14 protein-coding genes and 1 riboswitch are annotated in these 15810 nt (G+C 70.6%); of the genes, 4 read left to right on the top strand and 10 right to left on the bottom strand.

The annotated features are described in order from the left end of the window. The first annotated feature begins 24 nt into the window (after positions 1-24). Genes ACFYY2_RS00550 through ACFYY2_RS00540 form a run of 3 tightly spaced genes read left to right on the top strand, consistent with a single transcriptional unit; the run spans position 25 to position 3139 of the window. Positions 25-837, top strand: a complete 813-nt coding sequence (locus ACFYY2_RS00550) for an STM4013/SEN3800 family hydrolase (RefSeq protein WP_388736746.1) — start codon at positions 25-27, stop codon at positions 835-837. Continuing rightward, positions 834-2198: an STM4012 family radical SAM protein gene (locus ACFYY2_RS00545; RefSeq protein WP_388735122.1), complete on the top strand. Its 1365-nt coding sequence runs from the start codon at positions 834-836 to the stop codon at positions 2196-2198. Before ACFYY2_RS00550 ends, ACFYY2_RS00545 begins: the two co-directional genes overlap by 4 nt. Positions 2199-2206: 8 nt before the next feature. After that, positions 2207-3139 carry an STM4011 family radical SAM protein gene (locus ACFYY2_RS00540; protein WP_388736743.1) on the top strand — a complete coding sequence of 311 codons (933 nt, stop codon included), beginning with the start codon at positions 2207-2209 and terminating at the stop codon, positions 3137-3139. A 15-nt stretch (positions 3140-3154) separates the two neighbouring features. Here the strand turns inward: ACFYY2_RS00540 and ACFYY2_RS00535 are convergent, their stop codons facing one another. Continuing rightward, complete coding sequence (locus tag ACFYY2_RS00535) at positions 3155-3982, bottom strand: SGNH/GDSL hydrolase family protein (protein ID WP_388735120.1); 828 nt, start codon at positions 3980-3982, stop codon at positions 3155-3157. Positions 3983-4145: 163 nt separating this feature from the next. Then, positions 4146-5009, bottom strand: a complete 864-nt coding sequence (locus ACFYY2_RS00530; protein WP_388735118.1) for a peptidoglycan DD-metalloendopeptidase family protein — start codon at positions 5007-5009, stop codon at positions 4146-4148. A gap of 4 nt (positions 5010-5013) precedes the next feature. Next, positions 5014-5173, bottom strand: a riboswitch (cyclic di-AMP (ydaO/yuaA leader). Positions 5174-5584: 411 nt separating this feature from the next. Between ACFYY2_RS00530 and ACFYY2_RS00525 the strand changes: the two genes are divergently transcribed. Next, on the top strand, positions 5585-6409 hold the full coding sequence (locus ACFYY2_RS00525; protein ID WP_388735116.1) for a tyrosine-protein phosphatase: 825 nt from the start codon (positions 5585-5587) through the stop codon (positions 6407-6409). A 62-nt stretch (positions 6410-6471) separates the two neighbouring features. Here ACFYY2_RS00525 and ACFYY2_RS00520 read toward each other — a convergent pair whose 3' ends face one another. The 8 genes from ACFYY2_RS00520 to shc form a co-directional block, all read right to left on the bottom strand. Beyond that, a complete protein-coding gene (locus tag ACFYY2_RS00520; protein WP_388735114.1) occupies positions 6472-6651 on the bottom strand; it encodes a DUF6126 family protein in 180 nt (59 codons plus the stop codon). Between the two features lie 86 nt (positions 6652-6737). After that, on the bottom strand, positions 6738-7352 hold the full coding sequence (locus ACFYY2_RS00515) for a helix-turn-helix domain-containing protein (protein WP_388735112.1): 615 nt from the start codon (positions 7350-7352) through the stop codon (positions 6738-6740). A gap of 74 nt (positions 7353-7426) precedes the next feature. Continuing rightward, on the bottom strand, positions 7427-8821 hold the full coding sequence (locus ACFYY2_RS00510; RefSeq protein ID WP_388735110.1) for an aspartate aminotransferase family protein: 1395 nt from the start codon (positions 8819-8821) through the stop codon (positions 7427-7429). Next, positions 8818-10728, bottom strand: a complete 1911-nt coding sequence (gene dxs, locus ACFYY2_RS00505) for a 1-deoxy-D-xylulose-5-phosphate synthase (protein ID WP_388735108.1) — start codon at positions 10726-10728, stop codon at positions 8818-8820. Before dxs ends, ACFYY2_RS00510 begins: the two co-directional genes overlap by 4 nt. Positions 10729-10754: 26 nt before the next feature. Next, a complete protein-coding gene (ispG, locus tag ACFYY2_RS00500) occupies positions 10755-11924 on the bottom strand; it encodes a flavodoxin-dependent (E)-4-hydroxy-3-methylbut-2-enyl-diphosphate synthase (RefSeq protein ID WP_388735106.1) in 1170 nt (389 codons plus the stop codon). A 4-nt stretch (positions 11925-11928) separates the two neighbouring features. Then, positions 11929-12948, bottom strand: coding sequence for an adenosyl-hopene transferase HpnH (gene hpnH, locus ACFYY2_RS00495; protein ID WP_388735104.1), 1020 nt, complete (start codon positions 12946-12948; stop codon positions 11929-11931). Between the two features lie 6 nt (positions 12949-12954). Next, the gene (locus ACFYY2_RS00490; protein ID WP_388735102.1) at positions 12955-13611 is read right to left on the bottom strand and encodes a 1-hydroxy-2-methyl-2-butenyl 4-diphosphate reductase; all 657 of its coding nucleotides are present in this window, start codon (positions 13609-13611) and stop codon (positions 12955-12957) included. 4 nt (positions 13612-13615) lie between these two features. Beyond that, positions 13616-15628 carry a squalene--hopene cyclase gene (gene shc, locus ACFYY2_RS00485; RefSeq protein ID WP_388735100.1) on the bottom strand — a complete coding sequence of 671 codons (2013 nt, stop codon included), beginning with the start codon at positions 15626-15628 and terminating at the stop codon, positions 13616-13618. Positions 15629-15810 lie beyond the last annotated feature (182 nt).

Here is a 15810-nt window from a genome sequence, read left to right as displayed (position 1 = left end):
GAGAGCCCGGGCCCGAACCCGGACATGAACGCGGTCGTGGGGAGCCACGATCTGCTGCTGGTCACCCTGGACACGCTGCGGTTCGACGTCGCCCGGGATCTGGCCGCGGCGGGGCGCATCCCGAACCTCGCCCGGCATCTCCCCGGCGGCGTCTGGGAGGAGAGGCACGCGCCGGGAAGCTTCACCTACGCCTCCCACCAGGCGATCTTCGCGGGTTTCCTGCCGACGCCTGCCGCCCCGGGCCCCCACCCGCGCCTGTTCGCGGCACGCTTCGCCGGCAGCGAGTCGACCGCGGACGGCACCTTCGTGCACGAGACGCCCGACATCCTCTCGGGCCTCGCCGCGGTCGGCTACCGCACGGTCTGTGTGGGCGGCGTGGGCTTCTTCAACCGCCGCCCGCCCCTCGGCTCGGTGCTGCCCGGCATGTTCCAGGAGAGTCACTGGGAGCCGGAGTTCGGTGTCGCCTCACCGACGTCCTTCGAGGCGCAGGTCGCGCGCGCGGAGCAGGTCGTCGCCGGACTCCCCTCGGAACAGAGGCTCTTCCTCTTCGTCAACGTGGCGGCGCTGCACCAGCCCAACTGGTTCCATCTGCCGGGCGCGACGGCCGGAGCCGGCGACTCGTTGGCCACGCACGCGGCCGCCCTGGAGTACGTGGACCGGCACATCGGCCGGCTCTTCGACGCGGCGAGCAGTCGCCGCAGGTGTTTCGCGATCGTCTGCTCTGATCACGGCACGGCCTACGGGGACGACGGCTACACCGGTCACCGGCTCGGTCACGAAGTCGTGTGGACCGTGCCCTACGCCCACTTCTTCCTCGACCCGGGGGCATCACGATGACCGTCACCACCACGAGCCCCTACGTGAGCTACGTGTACGCCTATCCCCACAAGACCGCCTACCGTCCGCTCAGCGCCCACCCCGCCGGACGCCCGCTGCTGAGCGGGCTGTGGGCGGACGAGAGCAAGGACGCGCTCTCCCTCTACGCGCACATACCCTTCTGCGAGGTCCGCTGCGGTTTCTGCAACCTGTTCACGAGGATCGGCGCCCCCGACGAGCTGACGACCCGGTACCTCGACGCACTCGACCGGCAGGCCGTGGCCGTCCGTGACGCGCTGGGGGACGACGCACCGGTGCGTTTCGCGGCGGCGGCGTTCGGCGGCGGCACTCCCACCTACCTCGACGCCGGGGAGCTGGAGCGCCTCTGCGACATCGCGGAGAAGCGGATGGGCGCCGATCTGCGCTCCATCCCCCTGTCGGTGGAGACGTCACCGTCGACCGCCACGGCCGACCGGCTGTCCGTCCTGGCCGACCGTGGAGCCACCCGGATCAGCATCGGCGTGCAGAGCTTCGTGGACGCCGAGGCCCGTGCGGCGGTGCGCCCTCAGCACCGGTCCGAGGTGGAGGCCGCCCTCGGCCGTATCCGGGAGGCGGGCGTCCCGGTGCTCAACATCGACCTGATCTACGGCATGGACGGCCAGACGGAGGCGAGCTGGCGCACCTCGCTGGACGCCGCTCTGGCCTGGCGCCCCGAGGAGCTGTACCTCTACCCGCTGTACGTGCGCCCGTTGACCGGCCTCGGGCGCCGGAGCGCGGCGTCCGGGCCGGCGGAATCCGGCCCGGACGCCGCCTGGGACGAGCAGCGGCTCCGGCTGTACCGCGCGGGCCGCGACCACCTGCTGGCACACGGCTACGAGCAGGTGTCGATGCGGATGTTCCGCCGCGGGGACACCACGCCCACGGGCCCCGAGGACTACGCCTGCCAGACCGACGGCATGATCGGGCTCGGCTGCGGGGCGCGGTCGTACACCTCTTCCCTCCACTACTCCTTCGACTACGCGGTGGAGATGCGGGAGATCAGGGGCATCATCGACGGTTTCACCGGCACGTCGGACTTCTCCCGGGCGGAGGTCGGCCGTCACGTCGACGAGGGCGAGGCGCGCAGACGGCATCTGCTGCAGTCGCTCCTCCAGGCCCGGGGCATGAGGACCGCCGATTACCGCGACCGCTTCGGGGTCGATCCGTACGCCGACTTCCGGGCCGAGCTGGAGCTGTTCGCCGCGCGCGGCTGGCTCGACGGCACCGCGGACGCGGGCCTGCTGCGGCTGTCCCCCGAGGGGCTGGCCCACTCCGACGCGCTCGGGCCGGAGCTGTTCTCCCCGGAGGTACGGGCCGCGATGGCCGCGTACGAGGCGAAGTGAGCGGGCCGGTGGGCAAGGACCTGACCATCCTGTACCGGGGTCCGCTGGCCTCGTGCGACTACGACTGCCCCTACTGCCCGTTCGCCAAGCGCCGGGACAGCGGTGAGCTGCTGCGCGCGGACCGTGCGGCCCTGGAGCGCTTCACCGCCTGGGCGGCCGCGCAGCAGGGCGACCGGCTGTCGGTGCTGTTCACTCCGTGGGGCGAGGCGCTGGTCCGTTCCTGGTACCGGCGGGCGCTCGTCGAGCTGTCCCGCCTGCCGCACATCGCGAGGGTCGCCGTACAGACCAATCTCAGCGGCCGTACCGCATGGCTGGCGGAGGCGGACCGGGACAAGGTGGCCCTGTGGTGCACCTACCACCCGGGCCAGACGCCCTACGAGCGGTTCCTCGGCCGGTGCCGGGAGCTCACGGCTCTCGGGGTGCGCCACAGCGTCGGGATCGTCGGCCTGCACGAGCACCTGGCCGAGGCCCGCCGGCTGCGCGCCGCGCTGCCGCCCGAGGTGTACCTCTGGGTCAACGCCGCCGAGGGGCACACCTATACCGACGAGGAGGCGGCCGACTGGACGGCCCTGGACCCGCTGTTCCCCTACAGCAGGCACCCCCACCGCTCGGCGGGCCTGCCCTGCCGGACCGGTGAGTCCGTCGTCTCGGTGGACGGTGACGGGACGGTGCGGCGCTGCCACTTCGTCCGCGCCGAGCTCGGCAATCTCTACGACGGCAGCTACCGTGACGCCCTCGGCCCGCGCGGCTGCCCGCTCGAGGTGTGCGACTGTCACATCGGCTATGTGCACCTGGAGACGCTGCCGCTGTACGACGTCTTCGCGGGCGGCGTGCTGGAGCGGATACCCGCCCGTCCGGTGCGGATACCCGCTCCGGACGGGCTCCCCGTGTCCGCGGATCCGGCGGCCCGGCCGCTCCTGCCCGTCGTCAGCGTCTCCTGAGGACCCGACGAGCCGTCAGAGCGGCAGCAGGTCGGGGCGTTTGGCCTCCACGTGGTCACCGGAGGACTCACCGCGCAGCCGTCGGCCGATCCACGGGACGAGGTACTCCCGTGCCCAGTTGATGTTGTCGCGGCGCGCTTCCAGGGTGCCCCGCTGCGCCTGCGGGGGCCACGCCTGGTCGGGGTCGGCGGGCACGTCGAGTCCGAGGACCTGGGCGGCGCGGAGCGCGACCCGGGTGTGACCCTCGGGCGAGAGGTGCAGCCGGTCGTTGTCCCAGGCCCTCCGGTCCTGCACGGAACGCAGGGACCACAGGTCGAGAACCGGGCAGTCGTACCGGTCGGCGATGGACCGGACGTGTGCGGTGTAGGTGGCGATCTTGCCGCGCAGGTGCCTGAGCACGGGGATGCCGCGGGTGTCGAAGCCGGTGGTCACCATCACCGTTCCGACGGCCTGGGTGAGGTCGGCCACCGCGCGTTCGAAGCGCTCGGCCACGTCGTCCGGGTCCGAGCCCGGGCGGAGGATGTCGTTGCCGCCCGCGCAGAAGCTGACCAGATCAGGGGCCAGCTGCTTCGCGCGGGGTACCTGTTCCTCGACTATCTGGTCGAGGAGTCGTCCGCGTACGGCGAGATTGGCGTACCGGAAGATTCCGTGCGGGTCGTCCACCGGGCCGGCCATCGCATCGGGAACCGGGAGCTGGTCCGCGAGGAGGACCGCGAAACGGTCCGCCCAGCCGACGAGCCTGCCGTCCGGGCCGGGGTCCCCGACGCCCTCGGTGAAACTGTCGCCAATCGCTGCGTACGACCCGATGATGCCTCGTTGTTTGTTTCTCGAATCGTCTGCCACAAGGGCTTATCCTGCACCCTCGAATGTGACCTACGCGACCGTAATAAGGGGTTGACGGGTGGTGACAAAGACCACCCGGTCAGGTTTTGGTAAAGCCGGAATAAGCCGAGGGGCGATGCGCCGTCGCGCATCGCCCCTCGACCGGACCCCTGGGTCATGTCCCTCAGATGGTGACGCCGTGCGAACGCAGGTAGGCGATCGGGTCGACGTCGGAGCCGTAGCCCGGGCCGGTGCGGACCTCGAAGTGGAGGTGCGGGCCGGTCGAGTTGCCGGTGGTTCCGGACAGGCCGATCTGCTGGCCGCCCGTGACGGTCTGTCCGGCCGAGACCTCCAGCGAGGACAGGTGCGCGTACTGGGAGTACATGCCGTCGCTGTGCTGGATGACGACCTCGTTGCCGTACGCACCGCTCCACCCGGCGGAGACGACGGTGCCGGGTCCGATGGAGCGGACGCTGGTGCCCGAGGCGGCCTGGAAGTCGGAGCCCGTGTGGTAACCGCTGGACCAGCTGGCGCCGGCCACGTGGTACTGGGTGGTGACGGTGGGGTGCTCGACCGGAGCCACCCAGCCGGAGGCGGTGGCCTCCGACGCGGCGGTGGTCTTCTCGGCCGGAGCGGCCTTCTCGGCGGCGGGCGCGGCCTTCGCGGCCGGCTTCGCGGCGCCGGACGCCTTGGCGCCGAGGGTCAGCTTCATACCCGGGACGATCAGGCTCGGGTTGCCGCCGATGACGTCGCGGTTGTCCTTGTACAGCTTCTGCCAGCCGCCCTTGACCTTCTTGGCGGTGGCGATCTTCGCGAGGGAGTCGCCGGAGACCACGGTGTAGGTCTTCGGTGCGTCCTTCGCGACGGCGGCGGGCGCGCTCCGGGTGACGGCGGCGGACTTCACCGCAGGGGACGCCGGCTCGGCCGCGTGGGCGCCGGTGGCGCCGATCAGCGGGAGGGCGAGTACGGCGCCGCCGGCCCCTGCGGCAAGGATGCCTCGGGAGAGCGGACCGGACTTCTTACGACGGTGCTTGCCGTGTGCGGGCATGGGGAATTCCTCTCCGGCGCCTGCGAGGTGAGCTGTCGGGTTCGGGCTGGAGATGCCCGGCCGCGTGGTGACGCGTCTTGACCCCGAGCCGTTCCGGATCGCTCCGGCCGGCGACTTACCTGGTTCCCCCGCTCCTGCCACGCGTGAGTCGGTGCGGATTCCGGGCGGCGGCAGGATTCGGCGTTCCGTCCGGATTGAGCGTGACCGTAGGCGAGCGAGGACTCGGGTAACAAGCCTCGGATTCCCGGCCGGAATCCCCGATTCAATTCCGTTATGGAATTCCCGTCACACTCCGTGGATTACGGATCTTGGTTTTCCGTAAGGCGTCCGGAATACCCACGGGCACCTTCACCACACACCGTCACGGATATGATCCCGCTCACCCGCCTCCCCTCATGTCCCGCACAATCAGGGCATGTTCCAGTAAATGCACCAATACGGACATCACACTGCCCGCTCCTCCGCACAGGGCGATACGGCGGGGACGCGACGCGTGCGCGATGCAGCCATGTCGTATCGTCGCGAGCGTGTCCCGTCGGCGAGCGGCGCCGGCGCCAGACCCTCCAGGAGCCCTTGTGACGCAGCTGCCAGAGGTCCCCCCGGCCGGCCCCGAGCCGACGGACGTGGACCTGACCGGTGTCCGCAACTTCCGCGACGTCGGCGGGCTCCCGACGAGCGACGGCCGCACCGTCCGCTTCGGGCGCCTCTTCCGCAGCGGGCACCTGGCCCACGCCACCGAGGCCGACGCCGCGTTCCTCGCCGGACTGGGCCTGCACACGATCTTCGACTTCCGCAACGCCGCCGACCACAAGCTCGACGGACACGACGTGGAACTGCCCGGCGTCCGGAACGTCAGCATCCCGCTCTCCGACCCGGCCGACGGCGCGGAGTTCTGGCGGCTGGTGCGCGACGGGAACATCCAGCAGCTGCGCTCGATCCTGGCCGACGGCAAGGGCACCGAACGCATGGTCCTGTCCTACCGCTCGATCATCACGGACCGGACTGCCGAGCACAGCCGGGTCCTGCACGCGCTGGCCGAGGACAGCGTCCCCGCGCTCATGCACTGCGCCGCGGGCAAGGACCGGGCGGGCCTGTCGGTCGCGGTCTCGCTGCTCGCGGTCGGCGTCGAGAAGGAGGCCATCGAGGCCGACTACCTCAAGTCCAACGACGCCCACCGCCGCTACAAGGTGCACCGCAGCGACACGTCGCCGGTGGGCATGTCGGAGGAGGTCATGGAACTGCTCAATCCGCTCTTCGGCGCCCACCGCGAATATCTCGACGCGGCGTTCGACACGATCGAGGAGACCTGGGGCAGCACCGACCGCTACCTCCTCGAAGGGCTGAAGATCAGCCACGAGACGCGCGAGAAGCTGCGTGAGCGCCTCGTCGAGGGCGCCTGACGGCGACGGAGCGGGCCCTGCCCGGCCGTGGAGGGAGACGGGCAGGGCCGGCAGTCGGGCTCTCAGCCCTTGCCCGCCACGGTGAAGAGCAGGAAGAGGAAGGCCGCGACGACGTGTCCGGCCACCAGGTAGGCGATGAGCCGGATGACGACCCCTCGGGGCATCCGCCGCTCCTGTGTGTCCCGGTCGTCCCCCGGCCGGGGGCGCGGGGTGAGCGGGTCGTAGTACTCGGAATCGGACATGTCAGCCCTTCCTTGCGGCCCCTGGGAGACCGGAGCGACGGCACTCCGGCCTCCATGAGCGGCCGAAGCGGGAACGATACGTGAGGTCAGAGCCGGACCGCGGGCCCGAGGCACAGCTCGGCGGCCGGGCTCTGGAGCAGCGTGTGGACGAACAGCAGGCTCGCCCCGCCGCGACCGAGGGCCGCGATCCGGTGCGGGGTGAGGGAGTCGAAGTGGGCGCTGTCGCCCGCACCGAGGTCGTGCACGGTTTCCCCGAGCACGACCCGCAGCCGCCCGTCGAGGACGTACAGCCACTCCTCGCCGGGGTGGACGCGCACGAGTTCGCTCTCGGTACCGTGGGGGACGTGGACGCGCAGCGCCTGCATGGCGCGTCCCGAGCCGCCGGCCTGCCGGTAGAGCCAGCCGCCGGACCCGTCGCCGAGTGCGTCGTCGATCGGTCCGCCACGGACGATCGCGTCACGTTCGGGCGGCATCTCGCCCAGGAGCTCGGAGACGGTCGTACCGTAGATCCGGGCGAGACCGAGCAGCATCGGCAGCGAGGGCTGGCGGCGCCCGGTCTCGAGCCGGGAGAGGTGGGCCGGGGAGAGTCCCGCCCGCGCGGCGGCGCTCTCCAGGGTGAGACCGCGGTCGCGGCGCAGCTCGCGCAGGCGTGGGGCGACGCCCGGAAGGTCGTCGGCCACCCCTCCGTCAGGAGGATTCATGCCCCCATTGGGCCAGGAACTTTCCCCTGAGGCAAATTTATTGCCTCAGGGGCAAAAGACGGGCGGAGCCGGGTTCAGCGATTGACGGCGGCCTGCTTCACCAGCGTCCTGCCGAAGTCCCACATCAGCCCGTTGCCGCTGTGCGCGTCGTCCATGACGGCCGTGAACGCGGCCACGAACCGTTCCACCTCGGGCTCCCCGATGACCAGGGGCGGAATCAGCTTGATCACCTCCAGGTGGTCGCCGGAGACCTGGGTGAGGATGCGGTGCTTGCGCAGCAGCGGCACCACCACCATCTGCGCGAAGAGCCCCTTCCTTGCCGCCTGCAGCATCGTCCAGCGGCTGCGCAGCCGGAGGGACGACGGCCGGCCGAACTCGATCCCGATCATCAGCCCGCGCCCCCGCACCTCGTGCAGCAGCTCGTAGCGGCCGACCAGCGCGGAGAGCCGTTCGCGCAGCAGGTCGCCGGTGCGGCGGGCGTTCGCGACGGTCTCCTCCTGCTCCATCACGGAGAGGACGGCGAGCCCGGCCGCCATGGCCTGGGCGTTGGATCCGAAGCTCGCGGAGTGCACGAGGACCCGGTCCATGGAGGAGTAGACGCGCTTGAAGATCCAGTCCCTCCCGAGCGTCGCACCCACGGGGACGTACCCGCCGGAGAGCGCCTTCGCGACGCACAGCAGATCCGGCTCGACCCCCTCCTCGTGCTGGTAGGCGTAGAAGTCCCCCGTCCTGCCGAGCCCGGTCTGCACCTCGTCGACGATGAGCAGGGCCTTGTGCCGGCGAAGCAGTTCCTGTGCCTCCCGGAGGAAACCGGGGGGCGAGGCGTGCACGCCCTTTCCCTGGATCGGCTCCACGATCAGCCCGGCCACGTCCCCGCGCTTCAGCTCGCGCCGCAGCGCGTCGAGGTCGCCGAGCCCGATGGCCGTGTCCGGGAGCAGGGGTGCGAAGCCGTCCCGGAACCCCTTCTCCCCGTTCACCGAGAGGGACCCCGTCGTGAGGCCGTGGAAGGCGTGGCCGCAATAGAGGATCCGGGGCTTGCCTGTGGCGTACCTGGCGAACTTCAGGGCGGTCTCGACCGCCTCCGTCCCGCTGTTGCCGAAGAAGACCCGGTCCAGGTGCGGGCTGTGCACCAGCAGTCGCTCGGCGAGCAGTCCGGGCAGCGGCTGGCAGTCGAACCGGGTGAGGTCCGCGAGCGAGGCGTCCAGGACGTCGTGCAGCGCCTTGCGCACGACGGGGTGGTGCCGGCCCAGGCCCATGACCCCGAACCCGGCGAGCATGTCCAGGTAGTCGTTGCCCTCGGCGTCCCAGAAGTACGCGCCCTCGGCCCGCTCGTAGACCTTGTCGAAGCCGATGGTGCGCAGCATCCGCGGCAGCTGGTGGTTGAGGTGGCGGGCGTGGAGCTCGTAGCGTTCGTCTCCTCTTTCGGCGAGGAGCCGCGCCAGGTCGAACCCCGGCCGTTCGTCGGTCATGCTCCGGACTCCTTCGGCGTGTCCCGCTCCCCCGCTGCGCCGCGGCGCTCCAGGACGGCAAAGACGCGTCCCGCGATCTCCACCGGGGTGAGCCCGATGTCGGCCAGCACCTCGTCGCGTCCCGCGTGCGCGAGGAACTGCTCGGGAATGCCGAACGTCCGCAGCGGTACGTCGACGGAAGCGTCGCGGAGCGCCTGTCCGACGGCCCATCCGACGCCCCCCGAACGGCTGTTGTCCTCGACCACGGCCACGAGCGCGTGCCGGGCGGCGAGGGCGGGCAGCTGCGCGTCGACCGGCTTGACCCAGCGGGGGTCGATCACGGTGCAGCGGACGCCGGACCCGGCGAGCAGGTCCGCCGCCTCCAGGCAGACCGGGGCGAGTGCCCCGACGGCCACGAGCAGGACGTCGGCCTCCGGTTCCCGGCGCAGGACGTCCATCCCGCCGATCCTCCCGACGGCCGGGACGGGCTCGCCCACCGCCGCCTTGGGGAACCGGATCACGGTCGGCGCGTCGTCGACCTCCACGGCCTCACGGAGCTGCTCGCGCAGGCGGTCGGCGTCGCGCGGCGCGGCGATGCGCAGACCGGGGACGGTCTGGAGCAGGGACATGTCCCACATGCCGTTGTGGGAGGGTCCGTCGACCCCGGTGACACCGGCCCTGTCCAGCACGAACGTCACTCCGCACCGGTGCAGGGCGACGTCCATCAGCAGCTGGTCGAAGGCCCGGTTGAGGAAGGTGGCGTACACGGCCACGACCGGGTGGAGCCCGCCGGTGGCGAGACCCGCTGCCGAGACCGCGGCGTGCTGCTCGGCGATCCCGACGTCCCAGACCCGGTCGGGGAACTCCCGGGCGAACCTGGTCAGTCCGACGGGGTGCAGCATCGCCGCGGTGATCGCGACGACGTCCGGGCGGACGGCGCCGATCTCCGCGATCTCGTCGCCGAACACCGAGGTCCAGGAGGGGGCCGCCGGGACGACGAGCGGCGCGCAGGTGAGCGGGTCCATCCTGCCGACGGTGTGGAAGCGGTCGGCGTCGTCCGCCAGGGCGGGCGGATAGCCCCTGCCCTTCTGGGTGATGCAGTGCACGAGCACGGGCCCCTTGAAGCGCTTGGCCCGGTGCAGGGCGGTCTCGACCGCGGCGGTGTCGTGTCCGTCGACCGGGCCGACGTACTTGAGGCCCAGGTCCTCGAACATGCCCTGGGGGGCGAAGGTGTCCTTGAAGCCCTTCTTGGCACCGTGCAGGGACCCGTACAGCGGCTGTCCGATGACGGGCGTCTGCTGGAGCACGCCCTTGCCCCAGGACAGGAAGCGCTCGTAGCCGTCGGTGGTGCGCAGGGTCGCGAGATGGCTCGCGAGACCGCCGATGGTCGGGGCGTACGACCGCTCGTTGTCGTTCACGACGACGATGAGCGGGCGGTCGCCGGCCGCGGCGATGTTGTTGAGGGCCTCCCAGGCCATGCCGCCGGTGAGGGCTCCGTCCCCGATGACAGCGACGACGTGGTGCGGGCGTCCGAGCACCTCGTTGGCCTTGGCGAGGCCGTCGGCCCAGCCGAGCGCGGTGGACGCGTGGGAGTTCTCGATCACGTCGTGCTCGGACTCCTCGCGGGAGGGGTAGCCGGAGAGGCCGCCCTTGCCGCGCAGTTTCGAGAAGTCCTGTCGCCCCGTCAGCAGTTTGTGCACGTAGCTCTGGTGCCCGGTGTCCCAGAGGATGCGGTCGACGGGCGAGTCGAAGACCCGGTGCAGTGCGACGGAGAGCTCGACGACTCCGAGGTTGGAGCCGAGGTGCCCCCCCGTCCTCGCCACCGCGCGGACGAGGAACGCCCTGATCTCCTCCGCGAGTTCACCGAGTTCCGGCAGGCTCAGCGCCTTCAGGTCCTGCGGCCCCTTGATGGATTCCAGCATCGTCATAACCGGGCCCCCTCTCTTCGGTCCTGTTATCGGCTCACGGTCACGGCGGGGGCCCCGGTGGGGGTTCCCGCCTCCTCCATACCCTCCGCGATCTTCATGGCCTCCTCGATGAGGGTCTCCACGATCTTCGACTCCGGGACGGTCTTGATGACCTCGCCCTTCACGAAGATCTGACCCTTGCCGTTACCCGAGGCCACACCCAGATCCGCCTCACGCGCCTCACCCGGACCGTTCACCACACAGCCCATCACCGCGACCCGCAACGGGACCTCCATACCCTCAAGCCCCGCACTCACCTGGTCCGCCAGCTTGTACACATCCACCTGCGCACGCCCGCACGACGGACACGACACGATCTCCAGACGCCGCTGCTTCAGATTCAAGGCCTCCAGGATCTGCAACCCGACCTTGACCTCCTCCGCCGGAGGAGCCGACAACGACACCCGGATCGTGTCCCCGATCCCCTCCGACAACAACGCACCGAACGCCACCGCCGACTTGATCGTCCCCTGGAACGCCGGACCCGCCTCCGTCACACCCAGGTGCAACGGATAGTCCGACTGCGCCGCCAGCTGACGATAGGCGTTCACCATCACGACCGGATCGTTGTGCTTCACCGAGATCTTGATGTCCCGGAACCCGTGCTCCTCGAACAGCGACGCCTCCCAGAGGGCCGACTCCACGAGCGCCTCAGGCGTCGCCTTCCCGTACTTCCTCAGCAGCCGCGCGTCCAGCGAGCCGGCGTTCACACCGATCCGGATCGGCGTCCCCGCATCCCCCGCGGCCTTCGCGATCTCCTTCACCTTGTCGTCGAACTGCTTGATGTTCCCCGGATTCACCCGCACCGCCGCACACCCCGCGTCAATCGCCGCGAACACGTACTTCGGCTGAAAATGAATGTCCGCGATCACCGGAATCTGCGACTTCCGCGCGATCGTCGCCAACGCGTCCGCGTCATCCTGCGTCGGACACGCCACCCGCACGATCTGACAACCCGACGCCGTCAGCTCCGCGATCTGCTGCAACGTCGCACCGATGTCCGACGTCCGCGTCGTCGTCATCGACTGCACCGACACGGGTGCGTCCCCACCGACCGCCACCGACCCGACCTGGATGCGCCGCGAGGGGCGGCGCACCGCGAGCGGTCGGGCCGGCAGTCCGGGGAGGCCCAGGGCGACTGGTTCTCCAGTGGTCATGACGTCACCGGCTCCCGCCGATGGTCTCCCGCGCCGCCCGCAGGGATTCCTTCAGCGATCCCATGGTGGCGAGCACCGCCGTGGGCTCGTAGCCGCAGTGCGCCATGCAGTTGGCGCAGCGCGGGTCCTTGCCGCGGCCGTACTTGTCCCAGTCGGTCTCCTCGATGAGCTCGCGGTAGGTGGGCACGTACCCGTCGCTCATCAGGTAGCAGGGCCGCTGCCAGCCGAACAGCGAGTAGTTGGGGATCGCCCAGGCCGTGCAGTCGAAGTCGGCCTTGCCCTCCAGGAAGTCCAGGAAGAGCGGCGAGTGGTTGAGTCTCCAGCGCCGACGGTTGCCGCCCGCGAAGGTCTTCTTGAAGAGCTCCCGGGTCTGCTCGACGCCCAGGAAGTGCTCCTGGTCGGGTGCCTTCTCGTAGGCGTAGGCGGGCGAGATCATCATCTCGTCCACCTTGAGGTCGTCGTTGAGGAAGTTCAGCACCTCGATGATGGTCTGCGGGGTGTCCGTGTTGAAGAAGGTGGAGTTGGTCGTCACCCGGAAGCCGCGCCGCTTGGCCTCCTTCATCGCCTCCACGGCCTCGTCGAAGACGCCCTCCTTCGCGACGGACTCGTCGTGCCGCTCGCGCAGCCCGTCGATGTGCACCGCGAAGGCGAAGTAGGGCGAGGGGGTGAACTTCTCCAGCTTCTTGCGCATCAGCATGGCGTTGGTGCAGAGGAAGACGTACTTCTTCTTCGCCACCAGCTGACGCACGATCTCGTCGATCTGCGGGTGCATGAGGGGCTCACCGCCGGCGATGGACACCATGGGGGCACCCGATTCGAGTACAGCGCCGACCGCCTGCGCGACGGGCATGCGCTGCTTGAGCACTCCGGCCGGGTGCTGGATCTTGCCGCAGCCCTCGCATGCCAGATTGCAGGCGAACAAGGGCTCCAGCTCGACGATCAGCGGGAATTTCTCCCTCTTGCGGAGCTTCTGTTCGAAGAGATACGTCGCAACCTTGATGGTCTGACGGAGTGGCATGGCCATCTGGGCTCACCTCCTGGGGAGCAGCAAAGATCGGTGCCATTCATGGAAAGCCGGAAGGACAGCACGAAGAACGCGGAATGCCGATATTCCACCGCGGACCGTGCCGATACGGACGAGCTCATGCTCTGGAGCGTCCACGACCACCCGTACGGCCGCAACTGGACGCGGCCCGGTGCGTACGGCGGTACGGAGCGTGGCCGCCGACTCCATGTCGACGGCGATGGCACCGGTCGCCAGCAGGCCGGCCCGCTCGGGGCCCCGGACGACGTGTGCGGAGCCGGCCAGCGGGCCGGTGTGGACGGTCCGGCCCGGCACCGCCCTGGTCAGCGCGTCGACGAGGAGGCCGGTCCCCGTGCAGGCCGTCGTGCCCGACGCGTCGCGGGTCTCCTCCGCCACCACCAGGTCGCCGGGGTGCATGCCGGGTGCGAGACCGGCGCAGAAACCGGAGGCGATGACCGCGGTGCCTCCGGCCCCGTGGCGCCCCAGAGCGGCCCGGACGGCGTTCTCCGCCGCCCGGGGGCCCATGCCCGTGCTGATGACGCTCACCGGGCCCGGCGCGTCGCCCCGCCTGCCGGTGCGCAGGGCGAGGCGTTCGATGCCGAGCGCGCAGGCGATCAGCAGCGGTGCGGCCGGGCCGGGCGGCGCTTCCTGCGCACCGTCCACCGGATCAGGCCCCTTCACCGGTGGCGGCGCCGATGCCGGAGGCGGTGGCGAAGGGATCGCCGTACACGTACCGGCCGAGGGCCGTGAGGGGGAACACCTGACGGTAGAGGTGGTAGTTGATGGAGAAGTCCCAGGGAAAGCCGGTGCCGGTGAAGTGCGGCTCGTCCCAGGAGCCGTCGGCCTGCTGGGTCTCGGCCAGCCAGGCGACGCCGCGCTCCACGGAGCGGGTCTCGCGCTCCCCGGCGGCCAGGAGCGCGAGGAGCGCCCAGGCGGTCTGGGAGGCCGTGGACGCGCCGTGGCCGATCCACTTCTCCTCGCGGTAGGAGCGCAGGTCCTCGCCCCAGCCTCCGTCGTCGTTCTGGACGGACTTCACCCACTCGACGGCACGACGGACCGCGGGGTGCGCGGCAGGCACCCCGGCCGCGACGAGGGCGGGCACCACCGAGCCGGTGCCGTAGATGTAGTTGACGCCCCATCGGCCGAACCAGGCGCCGCTGCGCTCCTGTTCGGCGATCAGCCAGTCGATGCCCCGGCGCGTGCGGGGGTCGCCCGCACGGCCTTCGACGGCGAGCATCTCGACCACGTGCCCGGTGACGTCGGCGGACGGCGGGTCGATGACCTCGCCGAAGTCGCAGAACGGGAGCCGGTTGGGGAAGGGGCTGGTGTTGTCCGCGTCGAAGGCACCCCAGGCTCCGTTGCGGGACTGCATGCCGAGGGTCCAGTTCACCCCGCGTTCGATGGCCGCCTCGACCCTGGCGGGCTCGGGATGGCGGACGCGCCGCAGCGCGAGGACGACTTCGGCGGTGTCGTCGATGTCCGGGTAGCTGTCGTTGTGGAACTCGAACGCCCATCCGCCGGGGGCGAGCTGAGGCCTGCGAACCGACCAGTCGCCCGGCCTGTGGATCTCCTCGCGGAGCATCCAGTCGGCGGCCCGCACGAGCGCGGGGTGATCGGGGCTGACACCGGCGTCCGCGAGTGCGATGGTCGCGAGACAGGTGTCCCAGACCGGCGACTGACAGGCCTCGACCATGCGGGCGCCGTCCTCGCGCCACACGGTGAACCGGTCGAGGGAGGCGAGTCCGGCCCGCATGACGGGGTGGTCGAGGTCGTAGCCCAGCAGGTGCAGGGCGATGACGGAGTACACCGCGGGGGGCTGGATCCCGCCCCAGCAGCCGTCGTTCTCCTGGCGCTCGATGATCCACCGGGCTGCCGTGTTCATGGCGATACGTCTCAGCCGGCGCGGCGCGACCTTGTGATAGAGGTGCAGCGCCTTGTCGAGTCTCTGGAAGACTCCGTCCCAACTGACCACCGGGGCTGCGGGTCTGGGCGGGCGGGGGCACGCCGGATCGGTGTGCAGCTCGTCCAGCGCGAAGGGCGCGGGCCGCACCGGCCGCTTCGCGGACACGATGGTGAGCGGCACGATGGTCTGACGCGCCCAGCACCCGAAGTCGTAGATGTTGAGCGGGACCCACTTCGGGAAGAACATCAGCTCGGGCGGGAGTTCCGGCAGGTCGTCCCACTTCCACCAGCCGAAGAGGGCGAGCCAGATCCGGGTGAAGACCCGGGACTCCGCGATGCCGCCCTGTTCCCTGACCCAGCCCGCGGCACGCATCATGTGCGGGTCGTCGGGATGGTCTCCGGCCAGCCGGAGGGCGACGTACGCCTCGATGGTGGCCGAGAGGTCGGGCGGTCCCTCGTAGAAGGTGTTCCAGGTGCCGTCGCCGAGCTGCTCGCCCCGGATGAAGCGGGCTGCCGCCCGGAGGGTGTCCGGATCCTGGATTCCGAGGAACTGACGCAGCAGGAGGTCCTCCGCGTCCATGGTGACGTTGGTGGCGAGGTCCCCCTTCCACCAGCCCTGCTCGTCCTGCCTGCCGAGGAGGTGCTCGACAGAGCGCTCCGCGGCCCGCCGCGCGACGTCCAGGATGTCGTCCGCGGCGATGGTTGGTTCGGTCGGATCGCCTGCCGGCACTGCGCGGAGGTGCGCGGCCCCGGTGCTTCCGTCGGTCGTCGCTGTCATGGCTTCCCCTTCGTGCAGTTGGTCCTCTGCTGTGCTGGGGTCTCCGTCGGCGGGGGGCCCGGGGGGGGGCCCCCCCCCCCCCCCCCCCAGGCCAGTAGCGCTGGCGGCCACAATTTTAAGCACACAAAAAAAAGGGCGGGGGGGGGGTTTTGGCGCCCCCGCTAGAAGCCACGTGGGACCCG

This window comes from Streptomyces sp. NPDC001822, assembly GCF_042892135.1.
Classification (GTDB): Bacteria; Actinomycetota; Actinomycetes; order Streptomycetales; family Streptomycetaceae; genus Streptomyces.
This window is presented reverse-complemented; position numbering and strand designations above follow the sequence as displayed.

Coding starts and splice junctions, on each gene's coding strand:
- ACFYY2_RS00545 (WP_388735122.1), top strand. CDS start 834: ATGACCGTCACCACCACGAGCCCCTACGTGAGCTACGTGTACGCCTAT.
- ACFYY2_RS00515 (WP_388735112.1), bottom strand. CDS start 7,352: ATGAATCCTCCTGACGGAGGGGTGGCCGACGACCTTCCGGGCGTCGCC.
- shc (WP_388735100.1), bottom strand. CDS start 15,628: ATGACAGCGACGACCGACGGAAGCACCGGGGCCGCGCACCTCCGCGCA.
- ispG (WP_388735106.1), bottom strand. CDS start 11,924: ATGACCACTGGAGAACCAGTCGCCCTGGGCCTCCCCGGACTGCCGGCC.
- dxs (WP_388735108.1), bottom strand. CDS start 10,728: ATGACGATGCTGGAATCCATCAAGGGGCCGCAGGACCTGAAGGCGCTG.
- ACFYY2_RS00530 (WP_388735118.1), bottom strand. CDS start 5,009: ATGCCCGCACACGGCAAGCACCGTCGTAAGAAGTCCGGTCCGCTCTCC.
- ACFYY2_RS00550 (WP_388736746.1), top strand. CDS start 25: ATGAACGCGGTCGTGGGGAGCCACGATCTGCTGCTGGTCACCCTGGAC.
- ACFYY2_RS00520 (WP_388735114.1), bottom strand. CDS start 6,651: ATGTCCGATTCCGAGTACTACGACCCGCTCACCCCGCGCCCCCGGCCG.
- ACFYY2_RS00510 (WP_388735110.1), bottom strand. CDS start 8,821: ATGACCGACGAACGGCCGGGGTTCGACCTGGCGCGGCTCCTCGCCGAA.
- hpnH (WP_388735104.1), bottom strand. CDS start 12,948: ATGGCCATGCCACTCCGTCAGACCATCAAGGTTGCGACGTATCTCTTC.